The sequence below is a fragment of the Lacticaseibacillus absianus genome (assembly GCF_013407595.1).
In the GTDB taxonomy this organism is placed as follows: domain Bacteria; phylum Bacillota; class Bacilli; order Lactobacillales; family Lactobacillaceae; genus Lacticaseibacillus; species Lacticaseibacillus absianus.
In genome coordinates this window covers 249368-264536 of record NZ_JABEKX010000002.1, presented here as the reverse complement: position 1 = coordinate 264536, position 15169 = coordinate 249368, and the positions used below count along the sequence as shown (strand labels likewise).

The following is a 15169-nucleotide window of genomic DNA, read 5'->3' as shown; positions in this document are numbered from 1 at the left end:
CGGCCCTCAGCCACTCGGCGGTCGTCTGCTTAGGTTGTGTGCCCAGAAAGTGGATTTCATGCCGTTTCTCCATCAAACTGTCCCTCCAAGCTTCCGGCCGCACATCGGGCAGTAATGAATCGGTACCAACAGCGTAGGTTGCCCGGGAACACGCGTCGCCAACACGTCCTCCTCTGGTCGATCGCTGTGTGTGATACGCTGCCAATCACTGAGCGGTGCGTATACGTTCGCGTGTTTTTTCGTTCTGTGGCAGTACGGGCAATCTGGATCGCCGTCTGAGGCGGCAGCGTAACGGGCGCGGTAGTCTTCATCATCCGGAAGGCCGCCCCATTCTTCGACCCGCTGCTCCTCGTCTTCTTCGTACGCAGCTAACACTTCCTCGAACACCTATTGCTTTGTCTCTGTCATGCATTTCCCTCCTCACCTTTCGTCTTGGTCGGCCTTAGCTCATCCAAGCTCACGCCGAGCGCATCGGCTATTCTAATCACCGTACTCAACTTTGGGTCCTTGTTTTGACCGGACTTGATAGCGTAAATAGTCGAATTATTCTTGTACCCTGCCCGCTTGCTCAACTCTGCAGCGTCAATCCCTTGACGCTCTAATATTTTTTCAATCGAACACCACATATTGAACATCCTTTCAATATTCGCACCAATGCCACTACATATTGTGTGCCAGCACACGTACGTGTTATATTGTTATCAGCGTATTCCAGTTGCGCTAATAAATCATAGGAGGGCAAGCTATGGCTTACCAAATTGTTGCAATTAGAACAGAGGGATTCGGTGCAACCACAACCGATAAAATTACGGCAGTTAAATTGTCCGACGGGATTACCGAGACCGTTTCTCAAGTCGTCACGTATATTGACGCGAAGATGGAGTACTATTACACCACTTCAACCGGTTCTCGTGCAGACGTTGAGTCTGTTCATCCGGTACAGGGCAACGCGTACATCCGTACAGTCCGAAACGGTACCACCCAAGACAATCTTCTGAATCTCCCTGAGTTCTAATAAACTCCCCCGCCTATTTTTTCGTGGTGGGGGTTTTCATTTTCACCATGAAGCTATAAACCGTTTCAACGCTGTCATTTTCTCCCTCCCGATTCGAAAGTGTTGTTTGCACGAGATCGAATGCTCCCGACTCAAGTCCTTCAATCAGTTCAGCCAAATATTTATTCATTTCGTTTCCTCCTTAGCTTTCCAACCATTCCATCAAGAGCATGCCGCCCAAAAATACTACGCCCACCAGAACTCCGATCGCGATTGTACCTAGCGTCGCAACAGGGTCTTCGATGAGCTTAGCCACGATGACAAGTAGCATGAACAGTCCGCCCGCCGCCATGATCGTGTACCAGATCGTCTTAATGACCTTGGCGATCGTGTGTCTAGTCTTCCGGCTCATCGGCTTCCTCCTGGATCTGCACGTCCGGCCACATCTGCCAAGCGCGGGCGAAGATGTTGCTATTGTCGAGAATCCACGTTTCGGCTTCTTCCAGCTGTGGCACTTCTTTCCAATCGTTGTCAGAATCTTCATAGGCGTTGCGAAAGACTTCGCCGAGACTATCATCGTTTTGCTGGAACCACTCGATCGCATACGACACTGCCTGCGGAATCACCGGCAGCGGGTCAAAATGCTCTTTCAACGCCTCATCGCTTACAACGTAGGGCATCAGAAACGATTCGCGCATCAGCCACCCATCCCGGCCGAAGGGCTCCGCAGTGATCGTGCCGCGCTTGTAAAACTGCTGTGCTGTCATAGAATATTCCCCCTTCGCCGTGCATTCTGCGCATCTAGGGCGAGTTCTTGTGCAATCGCGTTCGCCGCAACAACAGTCACGCTTGTTGTCGATTTCTTATTGATTGCTTCCACGATACGATCGCGGTCGGCAGCGGTGATGTCGAATGAATTGTTGCTCCGCAGTCCGATGTACGGGCTATCTCCGCCCTTGATTACGTCCACCGCTTCCGTGTTGATGTAGTCCCCGCTGTCTAGCTTAATCAGTGCCATGCTCGGACACCTCCCCAGAATACTGAATGGATAATCACGGCAAGCACCAATGCGCACGCAATGCCAATCGCCCAGCGGTGCCAACCCATTGTCATGTTGATACCGTTTATCGTGACGTCGCCCCATATACACCCCACCATTACAGTGAGAATAATAAGCGACCAGAAGCCGTACCAAAACGCTTGCACGTTACTCATGCTCGGCTACCTCCAACTGTTCCTTGTTGTAATCGATGATGCGTTGATAGTTATTGTTTGCTTGCCACGCGCAATCATACAGGCCACACAGATCAAGCTTGTTGATTTGATTGTTCGCGGCATCGATAGCCTTTTGCGCCGCGTCTATGTCAGCTTTAGTCGTCATGCTTGGCCACCTCCAGTGTGATGTACTGGTTATCGCGTTCATCAAGCTCACGTAGCAGTCCTAACGCCATTGCCAGCCACCAGAATCGGTCTTCCTCCATCGGCTTACTCATCTCGCACCTCATGCCAGCCGGTAGCTTCGTAAATCTTGGCTGCTCCCGCCTCACCCCGGCGGGGTCCGTAGTATTGCAGTTGGGCAAGCCGTTTCTCAGCCGCGAATTGCTTTACGTAGCACGGGCTCAGAATTTCGATGGTACCGTCCAATTGCTCCCGGCCGATAACATAGACACGTTTGCTAGTTTTCATCTCGCACCTCCCGAAGTGTGACGACCTTGCCGCCACAAAAATCCGCGATCTCTTCTGGCGAGACATCTTCGTCGCCCTGCCAAAGCTGTGCTGACATGAAGTTGTCAGTCATGAATAGGCTGTGCTCATCACCTCGCCAGCGGTTGAATTGACCAGCCTCAAAGAAACATTCACCGATGCGAACTGCCTTAATCTCCATCATTAGGTTTCACCTCCACCACCTCATACGGGTGTGTCTTCGCATCCGCCGCGCCGAACAGAACGTTGAACAGGTTGCCCTCGCGTGCGACCTTCTCTGCGCCTTTTCGGGTCGCAATTTTTGATGCGAACTGGCGTGGCGATCCATAATCATAGCCATCACCGCGACGGCTGTAATACTCACCCTTGCCGTTGGTCACAAGATACTTAGTCATGGTCAGTCACCTCCCCCAGCGCTGCGCGCCAGCATCCTACCAACGCAGCCAAGCCGTTGTGTGTGAAGGTCATCGACACTTCCTGAACAGACCGACCGCGCTTTGTTCTTTTCGCAGTAACAATGTATTCTCCATCTTCGTTTGGCCCAACCAGCTGCATAGTGGCGGCTGCCCCGTCACGGTAATTTGCTTCGTTTTCAAGGTTCATCAGTCCTTCACCTCCGCTTTCTCGCAGTCGCCCAGTCCGTAGTAATCGATCTCGGCGGCGGTGAACTGCGAACGCTCTTGTAACATGCGACCACGCTTGGCCGTGAAGGCTGCAAGTCCGTCACTGTCTTTGTAGTAATAACCATTGCTGACGTGTGGCACCTTGACGTTCCACCGCTTCGGCTTCTCGACCGTGTATCCGTTGACGTAGGCGCGCATGAGGCGATCTTCATCATCTGAACCATACCATGCCGAGAAATTGCTGATGTGAGTAACGGGACACTTATCTGCTCTAGCAGACTCTAGCATCTTCGCTTCCTTTTCGCTCACCACGACCTTCGCCGGGACCTCTACTAGCTCGACTACGTGGCCACCATACTTTTTGGCTAAATACTCTGCCTCACTGCGCTTTGTCAGCATCAAACCGACATAGCCGACGCCATATTGAGCCTCTTCGGGGTAGAAATCTCCCACATCGTCCATCCACTCGCCCTCGTCGTTCTGTACTGCCCATAAACTCATTTGCGATCCTCCATGTCTTTCTTGAGCGCTTCCGTATACCACAGCATCTTTGCGATTTCTTGGATCACGTCATCCTTGCCACCGAAGCGGCAGAGGTATTTGACGATCGTGCCCACCAACCACGCCTGGAATGGTGAAATGTCCGGGTGATACGACAGCACCGCTTTGATGATGTCGATGACCTCCATCGTGCCGCGATTGTAGTAGGCCGGGTGGTTTACCGCTTCACCAGTCTTCAATTTTTAAGCTCCCCTTTCGTTCGTGCTACGCTGATCCAGCGTTGTAACGAGCTTCCCCGAATGCCAAGTTTACGAGCTATTTCGGCGTTCGATAGCCGACCTTCTCTGACCATTTCCAGGGCCTTTCGATGGTTCCTGATCGACAAGAACCTAAGGACCCCCGTTTCTTTGAATCCAAGCAGCTCCGCGATCTCCGAGTAACTCATCCCATGTTCAAGGTGATACAAGATCGCTTCTTGAGAATGGTTAGGCTCGTTCGCGATGCGGAGCTGTGACTGCACATAACCACGGCTCGTGTGCGTGAGTGTGGCAATCTTTTCTTGCGAGTACCCCAACCGAGCAAGTCTCAAGATGCCTGCGTCAACCTCTTTCCCGTTATGTCCAGGCTTTTTAACTGGGTCATCCGCATGTGCTAGCTGGTGCACCCGCACCATCAATGGGTCGTCGTCCGGCGCGTCGATTGTTGATCCGTACTTTTTCTCAACCGCGAACACTGCAGCCATGAGGGCGTTCGACGGGCGAGCTTGTGTTTCGCCCACTGGCCGGTCGTCATTCGACGGCATCGGGACTAGGCTCTGTGCTTTTAACATTTCTTTTCCTCCACCGTACCGGAACCTTTCTTCACTCCACATCCCAGGGGCTGAACCCCAGTGCTTCACGCATCGCCTCGTCATCCTCTGGTTCCTCCACCGGATGCTCTGCCAGCAACCGTAGCGCATCATCGGCGCTCCGGCAGACACCGTAAATGATTTCAGTGTTCGCGATCATCGCCGCGAATCGTTTCTGGTCTTCCCTCAACCTTCCACGTGCGTTCTTGCACTCGACTAGTACTGCGCGCCCGTCTGCTCGCCGGATAGCCGTCACGTCAGGCCAACCCTTCGGTGGTCCTGCGTTGAAAAGCCGTCCGTCTTCCGTTCGCACCGTGCCCACGTTCGTTCGGGCGACCACGCACCCGTGCGCTGATAGCGCGAGCATGATCTCGGACTGAATTGCGTGTTCTGACTTAATTTTGTTCACGAATCGTGGTACTCCTTCCGTTATGACGGATGTGACGGATAATGTGACGGATGTTGAAACGCGTCTATCCTTACTCTCGCAACACTTCCGCGTGTTTTGTGACGGATGTGACGGATGATTCGTCGAATAGTTCTCTATATACTATTTTTTACTTTTTACTTATATACTCTTTGACAATTCATCCGTCACAAGAAGTAAATATAGGCTATAACCTACGGTCTGTAGGCGTTTCGCGAAAAATTCATCCGTCACACCATCCGTCACACGTTGGCCCAATTTAGGCGAGAATCGGTCTTCAACCTCACTCCAACATACCTCCGCCCATCACGTCTCCGTGCGTACTCGAACTTCTTCTGCATCTCCGCACCGAACTTTTGTTTACGCATCTTGTACTCGCCGGTGCTTTCTGCCCACTTAATGTAAGTGTCATATAGCTGACCGGCAGGCGCTTCGTATCCGGGGCCTTTCTCACAACAGTCATTCACGAATAGCTCCAACACGTCCATTTCGTTGCGATATGCCAGGCTCGCGTCCTTCACACTCTGCGGCGGCTGTAATCCTTCACGTTGCCACTTCAGTGCACCGTCTACGGCCCAGTTCAGGATGCCGATTGATTCGCGTTCCAGCTTGTACGTCAGCCGTTTGTCAATCTGATCCACTGGCACCTGGTGCGTGAACGGAATCAGCATCAGTCGCCGCCAGATACCATCGTCAGTGCCGCGAATGATTGGCTTGTGGTTAGTGGATAGCCATAGCTTGAACTCGGGCTTGAACTCGAACTCGCGCCCGTACAGGAATCGTGCGGTGACCGATTCACCACCGGTCAGTTCTTTGATTAATCCTTCGTCCAGTCGCACACCTTCGTTCGGCTCGCTGGCAGACACTAGCCGTGCACCTTTCAGCCGGGCAATGTCGCTGTTCGCCCCGCCACTGGTCTGCTGAACCATGATCGACTTCGCTTGCATCGTACGGCTGTATGAGCCGGCGATGTGCTTTAGCGTGTCCATGAACACAGACTTACCGTTGCGACCTGAACCATATAGGATGAACATCACCTGTTCTTCCACGGACCCTGTCAGTGAGTAACCGACCGCCTTCTGAATGTAGTCAGTCAGCTCTTTGTCACCATTGAACGTCTGCTCTAGAAACGCCTGCCACTCTGGGCAATCGACCGTATCAGAGTATTCAACTGTGGACTGCTTAGAGAACATCTTTTTGATGTCGTGCTCGTGCAGCGTGCCGTCCGACAAGTCAATGTACCCGTTGTCTACGTTCATCAGCGACTGATCGGCGTCAAACTCGTCTGTGGTAACCGGCAGACGATGTTGTAGTTCGTCTTCCATCGCACGCTTGCCGCGATTGCCACGGCTGGTCTTGCAAAACTTTGCCCACTCTTTCTCTGCCTTGTCAGGGTCAACGTCCGGTGGTGTGTACGGTTTCTCGTTTTTCAGGTCGGCGATTGTGTTGTCAATCATCGTTCGCAGCAGACCACGCTGATCCAGTTCCCAGAACGCGCCGTTATAAATGTACCAGCCTTTATCGATGAAACTGTATCGCGCAACCTTGCCATATCTGTCAACGAATCGGTCAGCATTCCCCGTGTCGTCCCATGAGTGCGGCTTGAAGGCTTTCGGCTTGCCACTGTCTGTGATGAACCCCAGCTTGTACTTCGGTTTCTCACGTTCAGGGTGATACGTGTCACGGGTGTCGCTGATTGCTCGGTTCAGCGTGGCGACCCCGTAGGTCGTTTTGCCGTGTTTCTCGTCCCACTTGTCGCGCATCAGTGATGACTGGCGGAAGATGCTATCCATTCGAGCGAAGTCGCGACCCGTCCAGAATGCCAAGTCATTAGCAAACGCTAAGTCTGCCTCTGACTGCGAAGAGTAGAACTGTTCCCATCCACCCTGCAACAGTAACCTGATGCGACTGCCGTTTTTCGAGTTGAGCATCTTCGTGATGATCTCGCCTTCGGGCAGATTGTTCGGCTCATTACGGGTCGCGGTCGGTAATGCGATTACCGTTTTCGGTTCGAGATACTTCGTATACAGCCGCTTGAAGTCGTCTGGATTTGGCGCATTCACATCGTGGAAGGTGCCGATCGCATCGCCGGTGATCGCGAAGAAGCGACCGTCTTGGTACATCTCGACGTTACCCTTGCGCCTCCGCGTGCCAGGAATCTCTCCCTTGATAATGATGTGGATACCGGTGCCGGACATGGAGCGCTCGGTATAGGATTTGAACGTGGTCATAAACTCCCACGCTGTGTTGTCCTGCGTGTCTCCTGCAGCTAGGCGATCAAGGTCAGCGCCGATATGATCGACGTCCACGCCTGCATAACCGTTGCCGAAGAAGAAACCCAGACCGTCGAGATCGTACGCCTGGAGCGCCGTCAGCGCTTCATCATACGTGACCCACTGGTTCGGGTCAGTCGAGCTAGTCTTCGTACCGGTCAGAGCGGAGTACGGAATCTTGGTGTACTTGTCCTTCTCCGGTTTCCAAATTCGTTTGTACAGCCCCCATTGTTTTAGGGGCCGGAGTTCTTCTGGAACTCGTTCATACATTCGTTACCCTCCTAGAACGGCAAATCCGTGTCTGTCACGGTCGGCTGGGCGTTATCGAACACCGGGTCTTGCGAAGCATCCTTGTAACGGTGCGCAACGGTCGGATACTTGGTCTCCTTGACGTTCCAAGGCGCCACGGTGTTGCGGTCGCCATATTCTGGATCGTTTTGAACTTTGACGTACACGCGTACCGGCTTGTAGATCAGCGCGGCACAGAACTCGTCCACGCTGTTTAGCGGCGTACCTTCTGGAATCTTTGCCGCTTCGAGCACGTACTGGAGGCCTTCCATGTCGTACTGGTTGGTCTTCTTGCGCTTCCAGTTGTCGAAGAATACGATACGGTTGTGGTACTTGCCGTTGGTGGACGGCTCTGCGGCGTCCAGATCGTTGCGCACGGTCAAGCGAAGTTGGAGTGATTCGGCACCGTTCTTGGTGGCGCGCTCCTGTGCTGAGGTGATGAGCATTTCGTACTCACCCTGCGGCAGCGGCTGAAAGTCGTTTTCTTGGTTCTTGCTGTAATCGGTTGTGATGAATGACATGTTAGTTTCCTCCTAATTTTTGACTGGGATAAATCCGCGTGACTTTGCCTGAAAGTACACCCACCCGTTTTTGTATCCACGGGCATGAGCAATCAGTTTCAGGTCTTCGATTGACTTTGCATCTTTCGGCTGCATCCGCACTGGATAATCAACCGTCATGTGAAACTCTGGTGTGAGCTTCGTCAGCTTTGCGTTCGGGTCAACTTCCAAATCTGACCCATCTGCCCGAAAGGCATAGCCACACAACGGGCACTGCTTTACTTGTGCGGCCACCATGCCGTAGCACTCTGGGCATGACTTAATCGCTGGCCCGTCAGACTTACCTTGCTTGTGTCCCTTTGCTGGTCTGTCGGATAGCGACCACTCGCGATCAGCGTCTGGCAAACCGAATCGATAGGCGTTTGCTACGTGGTCGATAATTACGGCTCGCTTGCCAGGCTTATAACGCATACCGCGCATGGATTGTTGGATGAACAGGGTTAATGAATCGGTCGGCCTTAGCATGATTACTGTTTGGCAATCTGGAACGTCTACGCCCTCCCCGTATAACTCGGCATTGACCAAGATCATCGTTTTGCCGCTTCGGAAGTTTTCCATTGCTTGCTCACGCTTGTCCGCCGGCGTTTTTCCGTCTACTTGTTCAGCAGAGTAACCCGCCTCGTTAAATGCTGCAGCTACGTCAACACTCGATTTGACGTTGTGGGTATAGACGATTGTTTTTGTTCCGTCGGCTACGCGCTTGTATGTGCTTAAGACGTTGCCGAATATTGCTCGCACTTTGACTGCATCTTCCATTGACTTGCTACTGTAATCACCCGTGGACGCACGTTTCAGCTTTTCAACATCAATCAACGTCGGAGCGTAATAGGTGAACGGTGCGAGGTAATGATTTTCAATCAACCATTTAATCTGTGGCCCAAGAATCAGATCATCATATACTTCACCCATGCCTTTGCCGGATAATCGGCATGGCGTGGCTGTGAACCCTACAAGCGATGCTTCTTGGAATCGCTCAAAAATGTGTTTGTAGCTATTCGCCAGCGAGTGGTGCGCCTCGTCACAAAGAATTAGCTGAGGCGGCGCAATTTTATCCAGTTGACGGGTCACCGTTTGAACCATCCCCACGTAGCAGCGGTTCATATCAACACCCCACGCAGTAAACGTCTTTTTAACTTGCTGAACAATTTCTCTGCGGTGGACGATGAACAGCACTTCGTTTCCACGCTCAGTTGCTATTTTGGCTATTTCAGCCATTGTTGCGGTCTTACCGGAACCGGCCGGCGACTGAACCAATACGTGCTTATTGCCATTTGCAAGCGATCCGCGTGCCTCTGAAACCAAACGCTGTTGATACGGTCGAAGCTCACCCATGCCGGTAGTTTCCCTTCCTTGGCGGGGTCAATACCGCTTGCACAGGATCCCATCCGCGTTCAACGCGGGAATGAACCAGACGGCTGCGGTACCCCATGGCCTTATTCCACTCGCGCATGTTCCTGGTCACGCCGCCGATTGTGATTAACACCGGGCGCGGGTCCTCACCGTAGACTGAATCGTGTGCTGACCTCCCCTGCTTCAGGTATCGGTTCCGAATGGCCGCCGCGCTGAAGCTCGATACTTCTGACCACTCACTGGCGGTTCGAGTAACGCCTTCGATCGTAAGCCTGAGATTATTACCCCGGTTGTTTTGCTGGGTCTTCTGGTCAGTCCACCGGCAGTTTTTTGGCTCATAGTTGCCGTCGAAGTCGATTCTGTCGATTGTCAGGCCTTGCCGATAGCCATTCGCCCTAGCCCAGTTCTCGAACGCCCAGAAGTTATCGTTCCATTCATCGCAAACCTTGATGCCACGCCCCCCATATCTTGGGTATTTATGATTGTTTGGATTTTGACACCGCTGCTTCATCGTGCCCCACACTCCGTACAGGGGATTCTCGATCACTCGGCTCACTTACTTCACCTCCGAACTCGAACAGCTTCTCAATCGCCGTGGACTTCCGCCCGTCAATGCGGTTCTTCGCAAAAATCGCATCGGAGCCATCAAGAATCACGCCGCGTCCGCCAGTCTTAGGATTGACCATCACGCGGCCCACAACGTCTGTCAGGCCCAGCAAGCCGTCACGCACGCTGTCACGAATCGCTGGCGCATACTGGCTGAACGACTGGCCGCTTTCGGCGGTAACGTCACGCGTGTTCTCCCACGCCGTGACTAGCACGTTAATCGGCGCATCCATGAAGATCGTGGTCATGATGCGTGCAAAGTAGTTCGTCCAGCCAGAGTAGTCCTGTAATTCATTGCGAATGCCGTTTTTACTGTTCCGCCCTTGCTCGATGAACCAGTCCTTCTCGAACGCAGACACGTTGTCGATAACCAGATTGTCGTAGCCCTCTAATCGCGCCCGTAAGCCGGTTAGAAAGTCCTTCCATTCATCACTAGGGTGCTGGCGGTTGAATGGCTGTACGTCGATATCCGGCAGTCCTGCGAGCACCTTGGAGCTATCGTCTAGGTCAAGCACCAGTGTCTTGCCTCTCAGGTTGCGAATCGCGCTGGTTTTGCCGACGCCCGGCTTGCCATAGATCAGGACACGCCAGTTTGCCGTGCGGTTGATCGATGATGCGTGTTTAATTGGTTGCATGGTCGTCCTCCACAATCTCTAGGCGTTCAAGGCCGAACCGGATGCAGGCTTCCACTACGTCGCGCATCGACACGTTTGCCTCTGCCCCGATCTGTTTTACCCGCGCGTGGCAATCAATGCTGACGAATACCGGCGCGTAACCCGCCGTCTTGTCGCCTTTACGTAGAATCATTTTGTCAGTCATCACTTCATCCCCTCCGAATCAATCTTCACCGACGTGTGCGCCGGCGTAACTTCGTATCCGTCAATCTGCTGACCGTCTTTGTCGATAACCTTGCCGCCTGCCGTAATCATCAGACCGGTGGCTTCTTTGAGCTTCTTGGCGTCCACGGTTTCGGCTACCTTGACCACGTCTTGCAGGCCGTTCGCCTTTGCGTAACTGACTGCCGCCGCTTGGTCAACGATCTTCGCAGATGCAGATACCTGCCGCACCTTCACAGAGCCGCGTGCGGATTTCAGCGTGTGGCCGTCATTGTGGTCGAGCACGAACCCGAGCACCTCACGACTGAGAAATTGGCGCCGTTGCTCGTTCTTTGCCAACTCGGCTTCCATGAACGCTTTCCACGGGGCCGTCTGCTTTTCGTAGCGATCACGCACAGCCTTGTCGGCTTCGTCCAGACTGGCAATCTCATCCATTGCGTTGTCGAAGTCGTGGATGTCGTGGACCTCGTAGGTCTTCACATTGCCGAAGTCGTTATGCTCTGCAATGACTTCTTGTGGGTTAAATTCTGTCATGTGGTATAATCTCCTTGACTAGTTTGTTGTGAGCCGCCTTGCTGTCCTACCAGCAGGCGGCTTATTTTTCGTCCCAAGAAATCCACTGGCCGCCGTCGATTGGGTCTAGTGCGAATCCCAGTGACGATAGCTCGATGATCTCTTGCGGCGTTACGTCTTTCACTTTGACGCTAGTTTGGCCGCGATAGGCTGCGTTGCGGATAGCGTCCATCACGTTTTCTGCGTGTTGGTGCTCGCGAGCCTCACGTGTGTAGCGCTGCACATCTTTGAGCGTGCTGGTAAATAGCTCCATGCCTTCACCCCCTCTCAATTGCCTCGTGGATAACCATTGGCTGTTCGCTTGCTAAGGCGTCCAGATGCTTCTGCGCGCCCGGCACGCCACGCCGTCTAGCTTCTATCAATACAGCCGCGTGGTAACCGTATTGATTGATGCGGTCAACGTCCTGCGTGGCAAGGTCGAGCTTTGCCGCATAGTGATCTACGTCTTCCTCAGTCATGCTACGGTCGTTGAGTGCTCGGCCCAGCCAGATGCGGTAATCACGCTTGCGGCGCTCGGCACGGGCCAGCTCGTCTTTCGTAAATTGGTTCATGCCAGCCTCCTACTTCAAAGTTGCAAAAGCGTCCAGATTGAGATTGTCAAGAATCATTTTCGCCATTTGAAGGTCGCCAGTGTGCTCTGCAAGAACTTGAACAATCTGGCTTTCGACCTTGTGCACTTCTTTTGCGTCCATGAATGATTTTTCTGTTTGGTAATACATTGTGTTCACCTCCCTACTCGAAGAACTGCCGCTTGTTCGGCGTGCCAATGATGATGCCGACCAGCAGCGCCAGAACCAGCGCGCAGATCGTTTGCTGGTGGGCCAGGCACCAAAGAATAAAGTTCGTCATGCTGTCGCCTCCTTAGCGATCTGCCTAAACTCCCGCCGCATGAACTCGCTGAATGCCAGTGGCTCGAACCTCCAGCCAATGCGGCCACCGTAGTTAAACGCGAATCCGTCGAGTTGCCGCTGGAATCGCGGTTTATCGAGAATGTGTGCCGACAGCCACGCCGGGTTGACGCCATAGCGGTCTTGCACATCCTTGACCGTCCACCAGCGGCGATAGTCGGGTTCGTGGCTTAGACGGGCCGCTACGGCTTTATCCACGGCTTCCTGGATCAGCTCGGGTGGGACTGATAATGTTATCGGTGGCATCGTTAGGCCTCCTTTCGCTTACCCCTCTCTTGGCGGATAATGAATCCGGGAAGGAGGTGAAAAAATGGAATACGTAATCTGCTCGTTCAAAGAATGGCTCGACCGCTTCAAAGGTGTTGACTGGCCGATTGGTGACTTACAAGCCGATGTAGCAAAAGACCCGACATTCCCATCAGAATCAAGAGACCACGATGAAATTCGCGCTTATTTAGAACGCCGTGCGAGCAATGCTGCTCTTGAGACTTTCGAGGAGTGCTACGAGTTTTACCAAAAGAGTCATTTAGACGCGCCAGAGCTTGGTGGCGGCTTTGAGGAATGATGACAACCGTATATTGATCTGGAAGTTCAAGCTTCTTGCCGTATCTACCAACCATTTGCACTGGCTGATAAATACCGGCATCGAAGACTTGGACTTTTTGTTTACTTTGCATCGTTAGACCTCCATTCCAATTTTCTCTGCGATCTCACCACGCAGTCGATCGTATGCCGGCGCGGAATCACCATTGATTGCTCGGCTGATTGCCGCTTCACTCGTGCCGAGCATCTTGGCTAGCTGTCGGCCGGTGACATCTCGTTCAGCCAGCGCCGCTTTATACTTCTTGCGGGTAGCCTTACGGGCCTGTTCTAAGTCGTATTCAGGCATCGTATCGCCTCCTTTCTTGTGGGATAATTGCCTCCGAAGGGAGGTGTAAAAAATGAATGATGAATATGAACGTCTTACCAATGACGCTCGATATTTGTTGCTGCGGATTTCGTCCGAATATCAAGAACGCCGCGTAGCTGGTAAGCCAAAACGTGATGCCGTTGAAATGGGTTCGGCAGAATACGTTCGCGATACCGTAATGCCGGAGTGGAGTCTGGCAGACGTTGAGTTCACAATGGGTGAACTGGTCAACGCGGGATTCATGGATGCGACTCCGGGTGATGACACATATATCTGGTCGCACATCACCACGGCCGCAATATCTTGGCGCGAGCAAAAATTTGGTAACGATGTTCGCAAAGTTCTAAGCGCCATTGATGAAGTAAAGAAGCTTCTTCATCCGTAGACTATCCAGTCGTTAGCGATTAGATCATCGCTGAACGGCTCCCACCGCTTACCTGGTCGGTCTTCATCCCGTGATGAGACGATTAGAACCGCGGCCGTTGTGTTCGTAGGAATCAGAAACATTGGTCGGGGCATCCACGATTCGCGTGTGATGCCTTTTTGTTGTTCAACCGCTTTGTTGATGGCCTCGCCGATAGTCATGTTTTCGCCTCCCTTCATCAATTGTTTGCTCAATTAGTTGCATTTAAGTACGAGATGCCGTACTATATGGGCTCTGTTTTCATGCTATGCCTCCTCTCTACGGTTTAACCGTACTTTTTTGGCAAAACGAATATCACTCACAGGAATACCGGTCAAATCCTCGATTACCTGAATTTGCCGAACGTCTGGGAACGTCTTTCCGTGTTCATAGCTACGAATGGTTACCTCCGAAACGCCCAACGCTTCTGCCATTTGAGCTTGCGTCAGCCCGGCGTTAACTCGTGCTGCCTTTAATGTGATGCTCATTAACTCACCTCCCCTCTCAACAAATCTAATAGTACAACGGTTAAACCGTATTTGCAAGAAGTGTTTACGGTTTAGTCGTATTATTTTTCCTTAACCATTGATTAATTTACGGTCGCGGCGTATAGTTACCTATATAGGAGGCGGGCACAATGTCAACATCCGATTTGGGCAACAAAGAGATTTTTTCAAACAATTTGCAGACGTTCATTGATCGTCAAGAATTGACAGTTCCTCAACTAGCTGAAAAGCTCGGCATTAAGTACACTACCTTTCGCGATTGGGTCAAGGGCAACACCTATCCACGCATTGACAAGATAGAACTGCTAGCCGATTACTTTGGCGTTAAAAAGTCTGCACTAGTAGAACACCATGACGCCGGAGTACCTCTTCCCATCCACAGCTACCCCTACGTCCCTGCCGCTATCTCTGCCGGTTCCCCTACCACCGTGGACGCAATCGCACCTGACAAGCTCGAACAGGTAGCAATTCCAGATGCTGTTATGGGTAAGTGGGCTGGGCACTCTGACATCTCACTCATGCGGGCCAACGGCGACAGCATGAACCGCGTCATTCCAAACGGGTCACTGATTGGCGTTCGTAAGATTGATGAAATAAGCGACCTCAAGAATGGCGACATCGTAGTCTTTGATTGTGACGGTGAGTATGCAGTGAAGCGTTTCTTCAACGACAAGCAGAACCGTACCTACATCTTCCAACCTGACTCTGATCGTGATGGGTTCTTCCCCGTCACCCACAGCTATGATGACGAAGACTTGGTAGCAATCGTTGGTAAAGTAGTGATGTATGTAGTTGAACTGAATTAGCCCACCAAGCGACAGGCACGAGCAAGGCGTGCCGTGGGCGTTGCACCAACAGAC

Annotated in this window: 32 protein-coding genes; 4 read left to right on the top strand and 28 right to left on the bottom strand. The window is 52.4% G+C overall.

What is annotated here, in order from left to right; all coding sequences use genetic code 11:
- Positions 1 to 404: 404 nt before the first annotated feature.
- Positions 405 to 626: a helix-turn-helix domain-containing protein gene (locus tag HII33_RS06350; RefSeq protein ID WP_179394972.1), complete on the bottom strand. Its 222-nt coding sequence runs from the start codon at positions 624 to 626 to the stop codon at positions 405 to 407.
- Positions 627 to 745: 119 nt separating this feature from the next.
- Between HII33_RS06350 and HII33_RS06345 the strand changes: the two genes are divergently transcribed.
- Positions 746 to 1015, top strand: coding sequence for a DUF3892 domain-containing protein (locus tag HII33_RS06345; protein ID WP_179394971.1), 270 nt, complete (start codon positions 746 to 748; stop codon positions 1013 to 1015).
- 13 nt (positions 1016 to 1028) lie between these two features.
- On the opposite strand, the gene HII33_RS06340 is transcribed toward HII33_RS06345, so the two are convergent.
- The 24 genes from HII33_RS06340 to HII33_RS06230 form a co-directional block, all read right to left on the bottom strand.
- A complete protein-coding gene (locus HII33_RS06340) occupies positions 1029 to 1184 on the bottom strand; it encodes a hypothetical protein (RefSeq protein ID WP_179394970.1) in 156 nt (51 codons plus the stop codon).
- A gap of 12 nt (positions 1185 to 1196) precedes the next feature.
- On the bottom strand, positions 1197 to 1406 hold the full coding sequence (locus tag HII33_RS06335; RefSeq protein WP_179394969.1) for a hypothetical protein: 210 nt from the start codon (positions 1404 to 1406) through the stop codon (positions 1197 to 1199).
- Entirely contained in the window at positions 1390 to 1761 is a 372-nt protein-coding gene (locus HII33_RS06330; RefSeq protein WP_179394968.1) for a hypothetical protein, read from the bottom strand. Before HII33_RS06330 ends, HII33_RS06335 begins: the two co-directional genes overlap by 17 nt.
- On the bottom strand, positions 1758 to 2012 hold the full coding sequence (locus HII33_RS06325) for a hypothetical protein (RefSeq protein ID WP_179394967.1): 255 nt from the start codon (positions 2010 to 2012) through the stop codon (positions 1758 to 1760). Before HII33_RS06325 ends, HII33_RS06330 begins: the two co-directional genes overlap by 4 nt.
- Entirely contained in the window at positions 2003 to 2209 is a 207-nt protein-coding gene (locus HII33_RS06320; protein WP_179394966.1) for a hypothetical protein, read from the bottom strand. Before HII33_RS06320 ends, HII33_RS06325 begins: the two co-directional genes overlap by 10 nt.
- Positions 2202 to 2375 (bottom strand): hypothetical protein, encoded by a 174-nt coding sequence (locus tag HII33_RS06315; protein ID WP_179394965.1) that lies wholly within the window; start codon positions 2373 to 2375, stop codon positions 2202 to 2204. The genes HII33_RS06320 and HII33_RS06315 overlap by 8 nt, the downstream gene beginning before the upstream one ends.
- Positions 2365 to 2487 (bottom strand): hypothetical protein, encoded by a 123-nt coding sequence (locus HII33_RS13895; protein ID WP_281362245.1) that lies wholly within the window; start codon positions 2485 to 2487, stop codon positions 2365 to 2367. Before HII33_RS13895 ends, HII33_RS06315 begins: the two co-directional genes overlap by 11 nt.
- Positions 2480 to 2680 (bottom strand): hypothetical protein, encoded by a 201-nt coding sequence (locus HII33_RS06310; RefSeq protein WP_179394964.1) that lies wholly within the window; start codon positions 2678 to 2680, stop codon positions 2480 to 2482. Before HII33_RS06310 ends, HII33_RS13895 begins: the two co-directional genes overlap by 8 nt.
- Positions 2670 to 2882 carry a hypothetical protein gene (locus HII33_RS06305; RefSeq protein ID WP_179394963.1) on the bottom strand — a complete coding sequence of 71 codons (213 nt, stop codon included), beginning with the start codon at positions 2880 to 2882 and terminating at the stop codon, positions 2670 to 2672. The genes HII33_RS06310 and HII33_RS06305 overlap by 11 nt, the downstream gene beginning before the upstream one ends.
- Positions 2869 to 3093: a hypothetical protein gene (locus HII33_RS06300; RefSeq protein WP_179394962.1), complete on the bottom strand. Its 225-nt coding sequence runs from the start codon at positions 3091 to 3093 to the stop codon at positions 2869 to 2871. Before HII33_RS06300 ends, HII33_RS06305 begins: the two co-directional genes overlap by 14 nt.
- 207 nt (positions 3094 to 3300) lie before the next feature.
- A complete protein-coding gene (locus tag HII33_RS06295) occupies positions 3301 to 3822 on the bottom strand; it encodes a DUF1642 domain-containing protein (RefSeq protein WP_179394961.1) in 522 nt (173 codons plus the stop codon).
- The gene (locus HII33_RS06290) at positions 3819 to 4061 is read right to left on the bottom strand and encodes a DUF3310 domain-containing protein (protein WP_179394960.1); all 243 of its coding nucleotides are present in this window, start codon (positions 4059 to 4061) and stop codon (positions 3819 to 3821) included. Before HII33_RS06290 ends, HII33_RS06295 begins: the two co-directional genes overlap by 4 nt.
- Positions 4058 to 4651 carry an RNA polymerase sigma factor sigma-70 region 4 domain-containing protein gene (locus HII33_RS06285; RefSeq protein ID WP_179394959.1) on the bottom strand — a complete coding sequence of 198 codons (594 nt, stop codon included), beginning with the start codon at positions 4649 to 4651 and terminating at the stop codon, positions 4058 to 4060. The genes HII33_RS06290 and HII33_RS06285 overlap by 4 nt, the downstream gene beginning before the upstream one ends.
- Before the next feature lie 31 nt (positions 4652 to 4682).
- A complete protein-coding gene (locus HII33_RS06280) occupies positions 4683 to 5078 on the bottom strand; it encodes a VRR-NUC domain-containing protein (RefSeq protein WP_425483984.1) in 396 nt (131 codons plus the stop codon).
- A gap of 260 nt (positions 5079 to 5338) precedes the next feature.
- Positions 5339 to 7639, bottom strand: coding sequence for a phage/plasmid primase, P4 family (locus tag HII33_RS06275; protein WP_179394958.1), 2301 nt, complete (start codon positions 7637 to 7639; stop codon positions 5339 to 5341).
- An 11-nt stretch (positions 7640 to 7650) separates the two neighbouring features.
- A complete protein-coding gene (locus tag HII33_RS06270; protein WP_179394957.1) occupies positions 7651 to 8178 on the bottom strand; it encodes a DUF669 domain-containing protein in 528 nt (175 codons plus the stop codon).
- Between the two features lie 12 nt (positions 8179 to 8190).
- On the bottom strand, positions 8191 to 9549 hold the full coding sequence (locus tag HII33_RS06265) for a DEAD/DEAH box helicase (RefSeq protein WP_179394956.1): 1359 nt from the start codon (positions 9547 to 9549) through the stop codon (positions 8191 to 8193).
- A gap of 494 nt (positions 9550 to 10043) precedes the next feature.
- On the bottom strand, positions 10044 to 10808 hold the full coding sequence (locus HII33_RS06260) for an AAA family ATPase (protein WP_179394955.1): 765 nt from the start codon (positions 10806 to 10808) through the stop codon (positions 10044 to 10046).
- The gene (locus HII33_RS06255; RefSeq protein WP_179394954.1) at positions 10795 to 10992 is read right to left on the bottom strand and encodes a hypothetical protein; all 198 of its coding nucleotides are present in this window, start codon (positions 10990 to 10992) and stop codon (positions 10795 to 10797) included. Before HII33_RS06255 ends, HII33_RS06260 begins: the two co-directional genes overlap by 14 nt.
- A complete protein-coding gene (locus HII33_RS06250; protein ID WP_179394953.1) occupies positions 10992 to 11543 on the bottom strand; it encodes a host-nuclease inhibitor Gam family protein in 552 nt (183 codons plus the stop codon). The genes HII33_RS06255 and HII33_RS06250 overlap by 1 nt, the downstream gene beginning before the upstream one ends.
- Before the next feature lie 61 nt (positions 11544 to 11604).
- Positions 11605 to 11835, bottom strand: a complete 231-nt coding sequence (locus tag HII33_RS06245; protein ID WP_179394952.1) for a hypothetical protein — start codon at positions 11833 to 11835, stop codon at positions 11605 to 11607.
- Positions 11836 to 11839: 4 nt separating this feature from the next.
- Positions 11840 to 12133, bottom strand: coding sequence for a hypothetical protein (locus HII33_RS06240; protein ID WP_179394951.1), 294 nt, complete (start codon positions 12131 to 12133; stop codon positions 11840 to 11842).
- 9 nt (positions 12134 to 12142) lie between these two features.
- Positions 12143 to 12301 carry a hypothetical protein gene (locus HII33_RS06235; protein ID WP_179394950.1) on the bottom strand — a complete coding sequence of 53 codons (159 nt, stop codon included), beginning with the start codon at positions 12299 to 12301 and terminating at the stop codon, positions 12143 to 12145.
- Positions 12302 to 12427: 126 nt separating this feature from the next.
- A complete protein-coding gene (locus tag HII33_RS06230; RefSeq protein WP_179394949.1) occupies positions 12428 to 12736 on the bottom strand; it encodes a DUF771 domain-containing protein in 309 nt (102 codons plus the stop codon).
- A gap of 64 nt (positions 12737 to 12800) precedes the next feature.
- Here HII33_RS06230 and HII33_RS06225 point away from each other — a divergent pair, with 64 nt between their 5' ends.
- Positions 12801 to 13055 (top strand): YozE family protein, encoded by a 255-nt coding sequence (locus HII33_RS06225; protein WP_179394948.1) that lies wholly within the window; start codon positions 12801 to 12803, stop codon positions 13053 to 13055.
- Positions 13056 to 13169: 114 nt separating this feature from the next.
- On the opposite strand, the gene HII33_RS06220 is transcribed toward HII33_RS06225, so the two are convergent.
- The gene (locus HII33_RS06220; protein WP_179394947.1) at positions 13170 to 13379 is read right to left on the bottom strand and encodes a helix-turn-helix domain-containing protein; all 210 of its coding nucleotides are present in this window, start codon (positions 13377 to 13379) and stop codon (positions 13170 to 13172) included.
- A gap of 52 nt (positions 13380 to 13431) precedes the next feature.
- On the opposite strand from HII33_RS06220, the gene HII33_RS06215 reads away from it, so the two are divergent.
- Complete coding sequence (locus HII33_RS06215) at positions 13432 to 13785, top strand: hypothetical protein (RefSeq protein ID WP_179394946.1); 354 nt, start codon at positions 13432 to 13434, stop codon at positions 13783 to 13785.
- Here HII33_RS06215 and HII33_RS06210 read toward each other — a convergent pair.
- Positions 13776 to 13985 carry a Thoeris anti-defense Tad2 family protein gene (locus tag HII33_RS06210; RefSeq protein WP_179394945.1) on the bottom strand — a complete coding sequence of 70 codons (210 nt, stop codon included), beginning with the start codon at positions 13983 to 13985 and terminating at the stop codon, positions 13776 to 13778. The two genes, HII33_RS06215 and HII33_RS06210, sit on opposite strands and share 10 nt — an antisense overlap.
- An 84-nt stretch (positions 13986 to 14069) precedes the next feature.
- Positions 14070 to 14291: a helix-turn-helix transcriptional regulator gene (locus tag HII33_RS06205; RefSeq protein WP_179394944.1), complete on the bottom strand. Its 222-nt coding sequence runs from the start codon at positions 14289 to 14291 to the stop codon at positions 14070 to 14072.
- 149 nt (positions 14292 to 14440) lie between these two features.
- Between HII33_RS06205 and HII33_RS06200 the strand changes: the two genes are divergently transcribed.
- Positions 14441 to 15115 (top strand): LexA family transcriptional regulator, encoded by a 675-nt coding sequence (locus HII33_RS06200; RefSeq protein WP_179394943.1) that lies wholly within the window; start codon positions 14441 to 14443, stop codon positions 15113 to 15115.
- Positions 15116 to 15169 lie beyond the last annotated feature (54 nt).

Excerpts from the sequence above, each read along its gene's own strand:
- HII33_RS06305 (WP_179394963.1), bottom strand. The coding sequence starts at position 2,882 with ATGATGGAGATTAAGGCAGTTCGCATCGGTGAATGTTTCTTTGAGGCT.
- HII33_RS06295 (WP_179394961.1), bottom strand. The coding sequence starts at position 3,822 with ATGAGTTTATGGGCAGTACAGAACGACGAGGGCGAGTGGATGGACGAT.
- HII33_RS06350 (WP_179394972.1), bottom strand. The coding sequence starts at position 626 with ATGTGGTGTTCGATTGAAAAAATATTAGAGCGTCAAGGGATTGACGCT.
- HII33_RS06270 (WP_179394957.1), bottom strand. The coding sequence starts at position 8,178 with ATGTCATTCATCACAACCGATTACAGCAAGAACCAAGAAAACGACTTT.
- HII33_RS06335 (WP_179394969.1), bottom strand. The coding sequence starts at position 1,406 with ATGAGCCGGAAGACTAGACACACGATCGCCAAGGTCATTAAGACGATC.
- HII33_RS06235 (WP_179394950.1), bottom strand. The coding sequence starts at position 12,301 with ATGTATTACCAAACAGAAAAATCATTCATGGACGCAAAAGAAGTGCAC.
- HII33_RS06315 (WP_179394965.1), bottom strand. The coding sequence starts at position 2,375 with ATGACGACTAAAGCTGACATAGACGCGGCGCAAAAGGCTATCGATGCC.
- HII33_RS06220 (WP_179394947.1), bottom strand. The coding sequence starts at position 13,379 with ATGCCTGAATACGACTTAGAACAGGCCCGTAAGGCTACCCGCAAGAAG.
- HII33_RS06225 (WP_179394948.1), top strand. The coding sequence starts at position 12,801 with ATGGAATACGTAATCTGCTCGTTCAAAGAATGGCTCGACCGCTTCAAA.
- HII33_RS06250 (WP_179394953.1), bottom strand. The coding sequence starts at position 11,543 with ATGACAGAATTTAACCCACAAGAAGTCATTGCAGAGCATAACGACTTC.
- HII33_RS06205 (WP_179394944.1), bottom strand. The coding sequence starts at position 14,291 with ATGAGCATCACATTAAAGGCAGCACGAGTTAACGCCGGGCTGACGCAA.
- HII33_RS06345 (WP_179394971.1), top strand. The coding sequence starts at position 746 with ATGGCTTACCAAATTGTTGCAATTAGAACAGAGGGATTCGGTGCAACC.
- HII33_RS06210 (WP_179394945.1), bottom strand. The coding sequence starts at position 13,985 with ATGACTATCGGCGAGGCCATCAACAAAGCGGTTGAACAACAAAAAGGC.
- HII33_RS06200 (WP_179394943.1), top strand. The coding sequence starts at position 14,441 with ATGTCAACATCCGATTTGGGCAACAAAGAGATTTTTTCAAACAATTTG.
- HII33_RS13895 (WP_281362245.1), bottom strand. The coding sequence starts at position 2,487 with ATGAGTAAGCCGATGGAGGAAGACCGATTCTGGTGGCTGGCAATGGCG.
- HII33_RS06245 (WP_179394952.1), bottom strand. The coding sequence starts at position 11,835 with ATGGAGCTATTTACCAGCACGCTCAAAGATGTGCAGCGCTACACACGT.
- HII33_RS06330 (WP_179394968.1), bottom strand. The coding sequence starts at position 1,761 with ATGACAGCACAGCAGTTTTACAAGCGCGGCACGATCACTGCGGAGCCC.
- HII33_RS06240 (WP_179394951.1), bottom strand. The coding sequence starts at position 12,133 with ATGAACCAATTTACGAAAGACGAGCTGGCCCGTGCCGAGCGCCGCAAG.
- HII33_RS06310 (WP_179394964.1), bottom strand. The coding sequence starts at position 2,680 with ATGAAAACTAGCAAACGTGTCTATGTTATCGGCCGGGAGCAATTGGAC.
- HII33_RS06260 (WP_179394955.1), bottom strand. The coding sequence starts at position 10,808 with ATGCAACCAATTAAACACGCATCATCGATCAACCGCACGGCAAACTGG.
- HII33_RS06325 (WP_179394967.1), bottom strand. The coding sequence starts at position 2,012 with ATGGCACTGATTAAGCTAGACAGCGGGGACTACATCAACACGGAAGCG.
- HII33_RS06285 (WP_179394959.1), bottom strand. The coding sequence starts at position 4,651 with ATGTTAAAAGCACAGAGCCTAGTCCCGATGCCGTCGAATGACGACCGG.
- HII33_RS06275 (WP_179394958.1), bottom strand. The coding sequence starts at position 7,639 with ATGTATGAACGAGTTCCAGAAGAACTCCGGCCCCTAAAACAATGGGGG.
- HII33_RS06265 (WP_179394956.1), bottom strand. The coding sequence starts at position 9,549 with ATGGGTGAGCTTCGACCGTATCAACAGCGTTTGGTTTCAGAGGCACGC.
- HII33_RS06300 (WP_179394962.1), bottom strand. The coding sequence starts at position 3,093 with ATGACTAAGTATCTTGTGACCAACGGCAAGGGTGAGTATTACAGCCGT.
- HII33_RS06320 (WP_179394966.1), bottom strand. The coding sequence starts at position 2,209 with ATGAGTAACGTGCAAGCGTTTTGGTACGGCTTCTGGTCGCTTATTATT.
- HII33_RS06340 (WP_179394970.1), bottom strand. The coding sequence starts at position 1,184 with ATGAATAAATATTTGGCTGAACTGATTGAAGGACTTGAGTCGGGAGCA.
- HII33_RS06230 (WP_179394949.1), bottom strand. The coding sequence starts at position 12,736 with ATGCCACCGATAACATTATCAGTCCCACCCGAGCTGATCCAGGAAGCC.
- HII33_RS06215 (WP_179394946.1), top strand. The coding sequence starts at position 13,432 with ATGAATGATGAATATGAACGTCTTACCAATGACGCTCGATATTTGTTG.
- HII33_RS06255 (WP_179394954.1), bottom strand. The coding sequence starts at position 10,992 with ATGACTGACAAAATGATTCTACGTAAAGGCGACAAGACGGCGGGTTAC.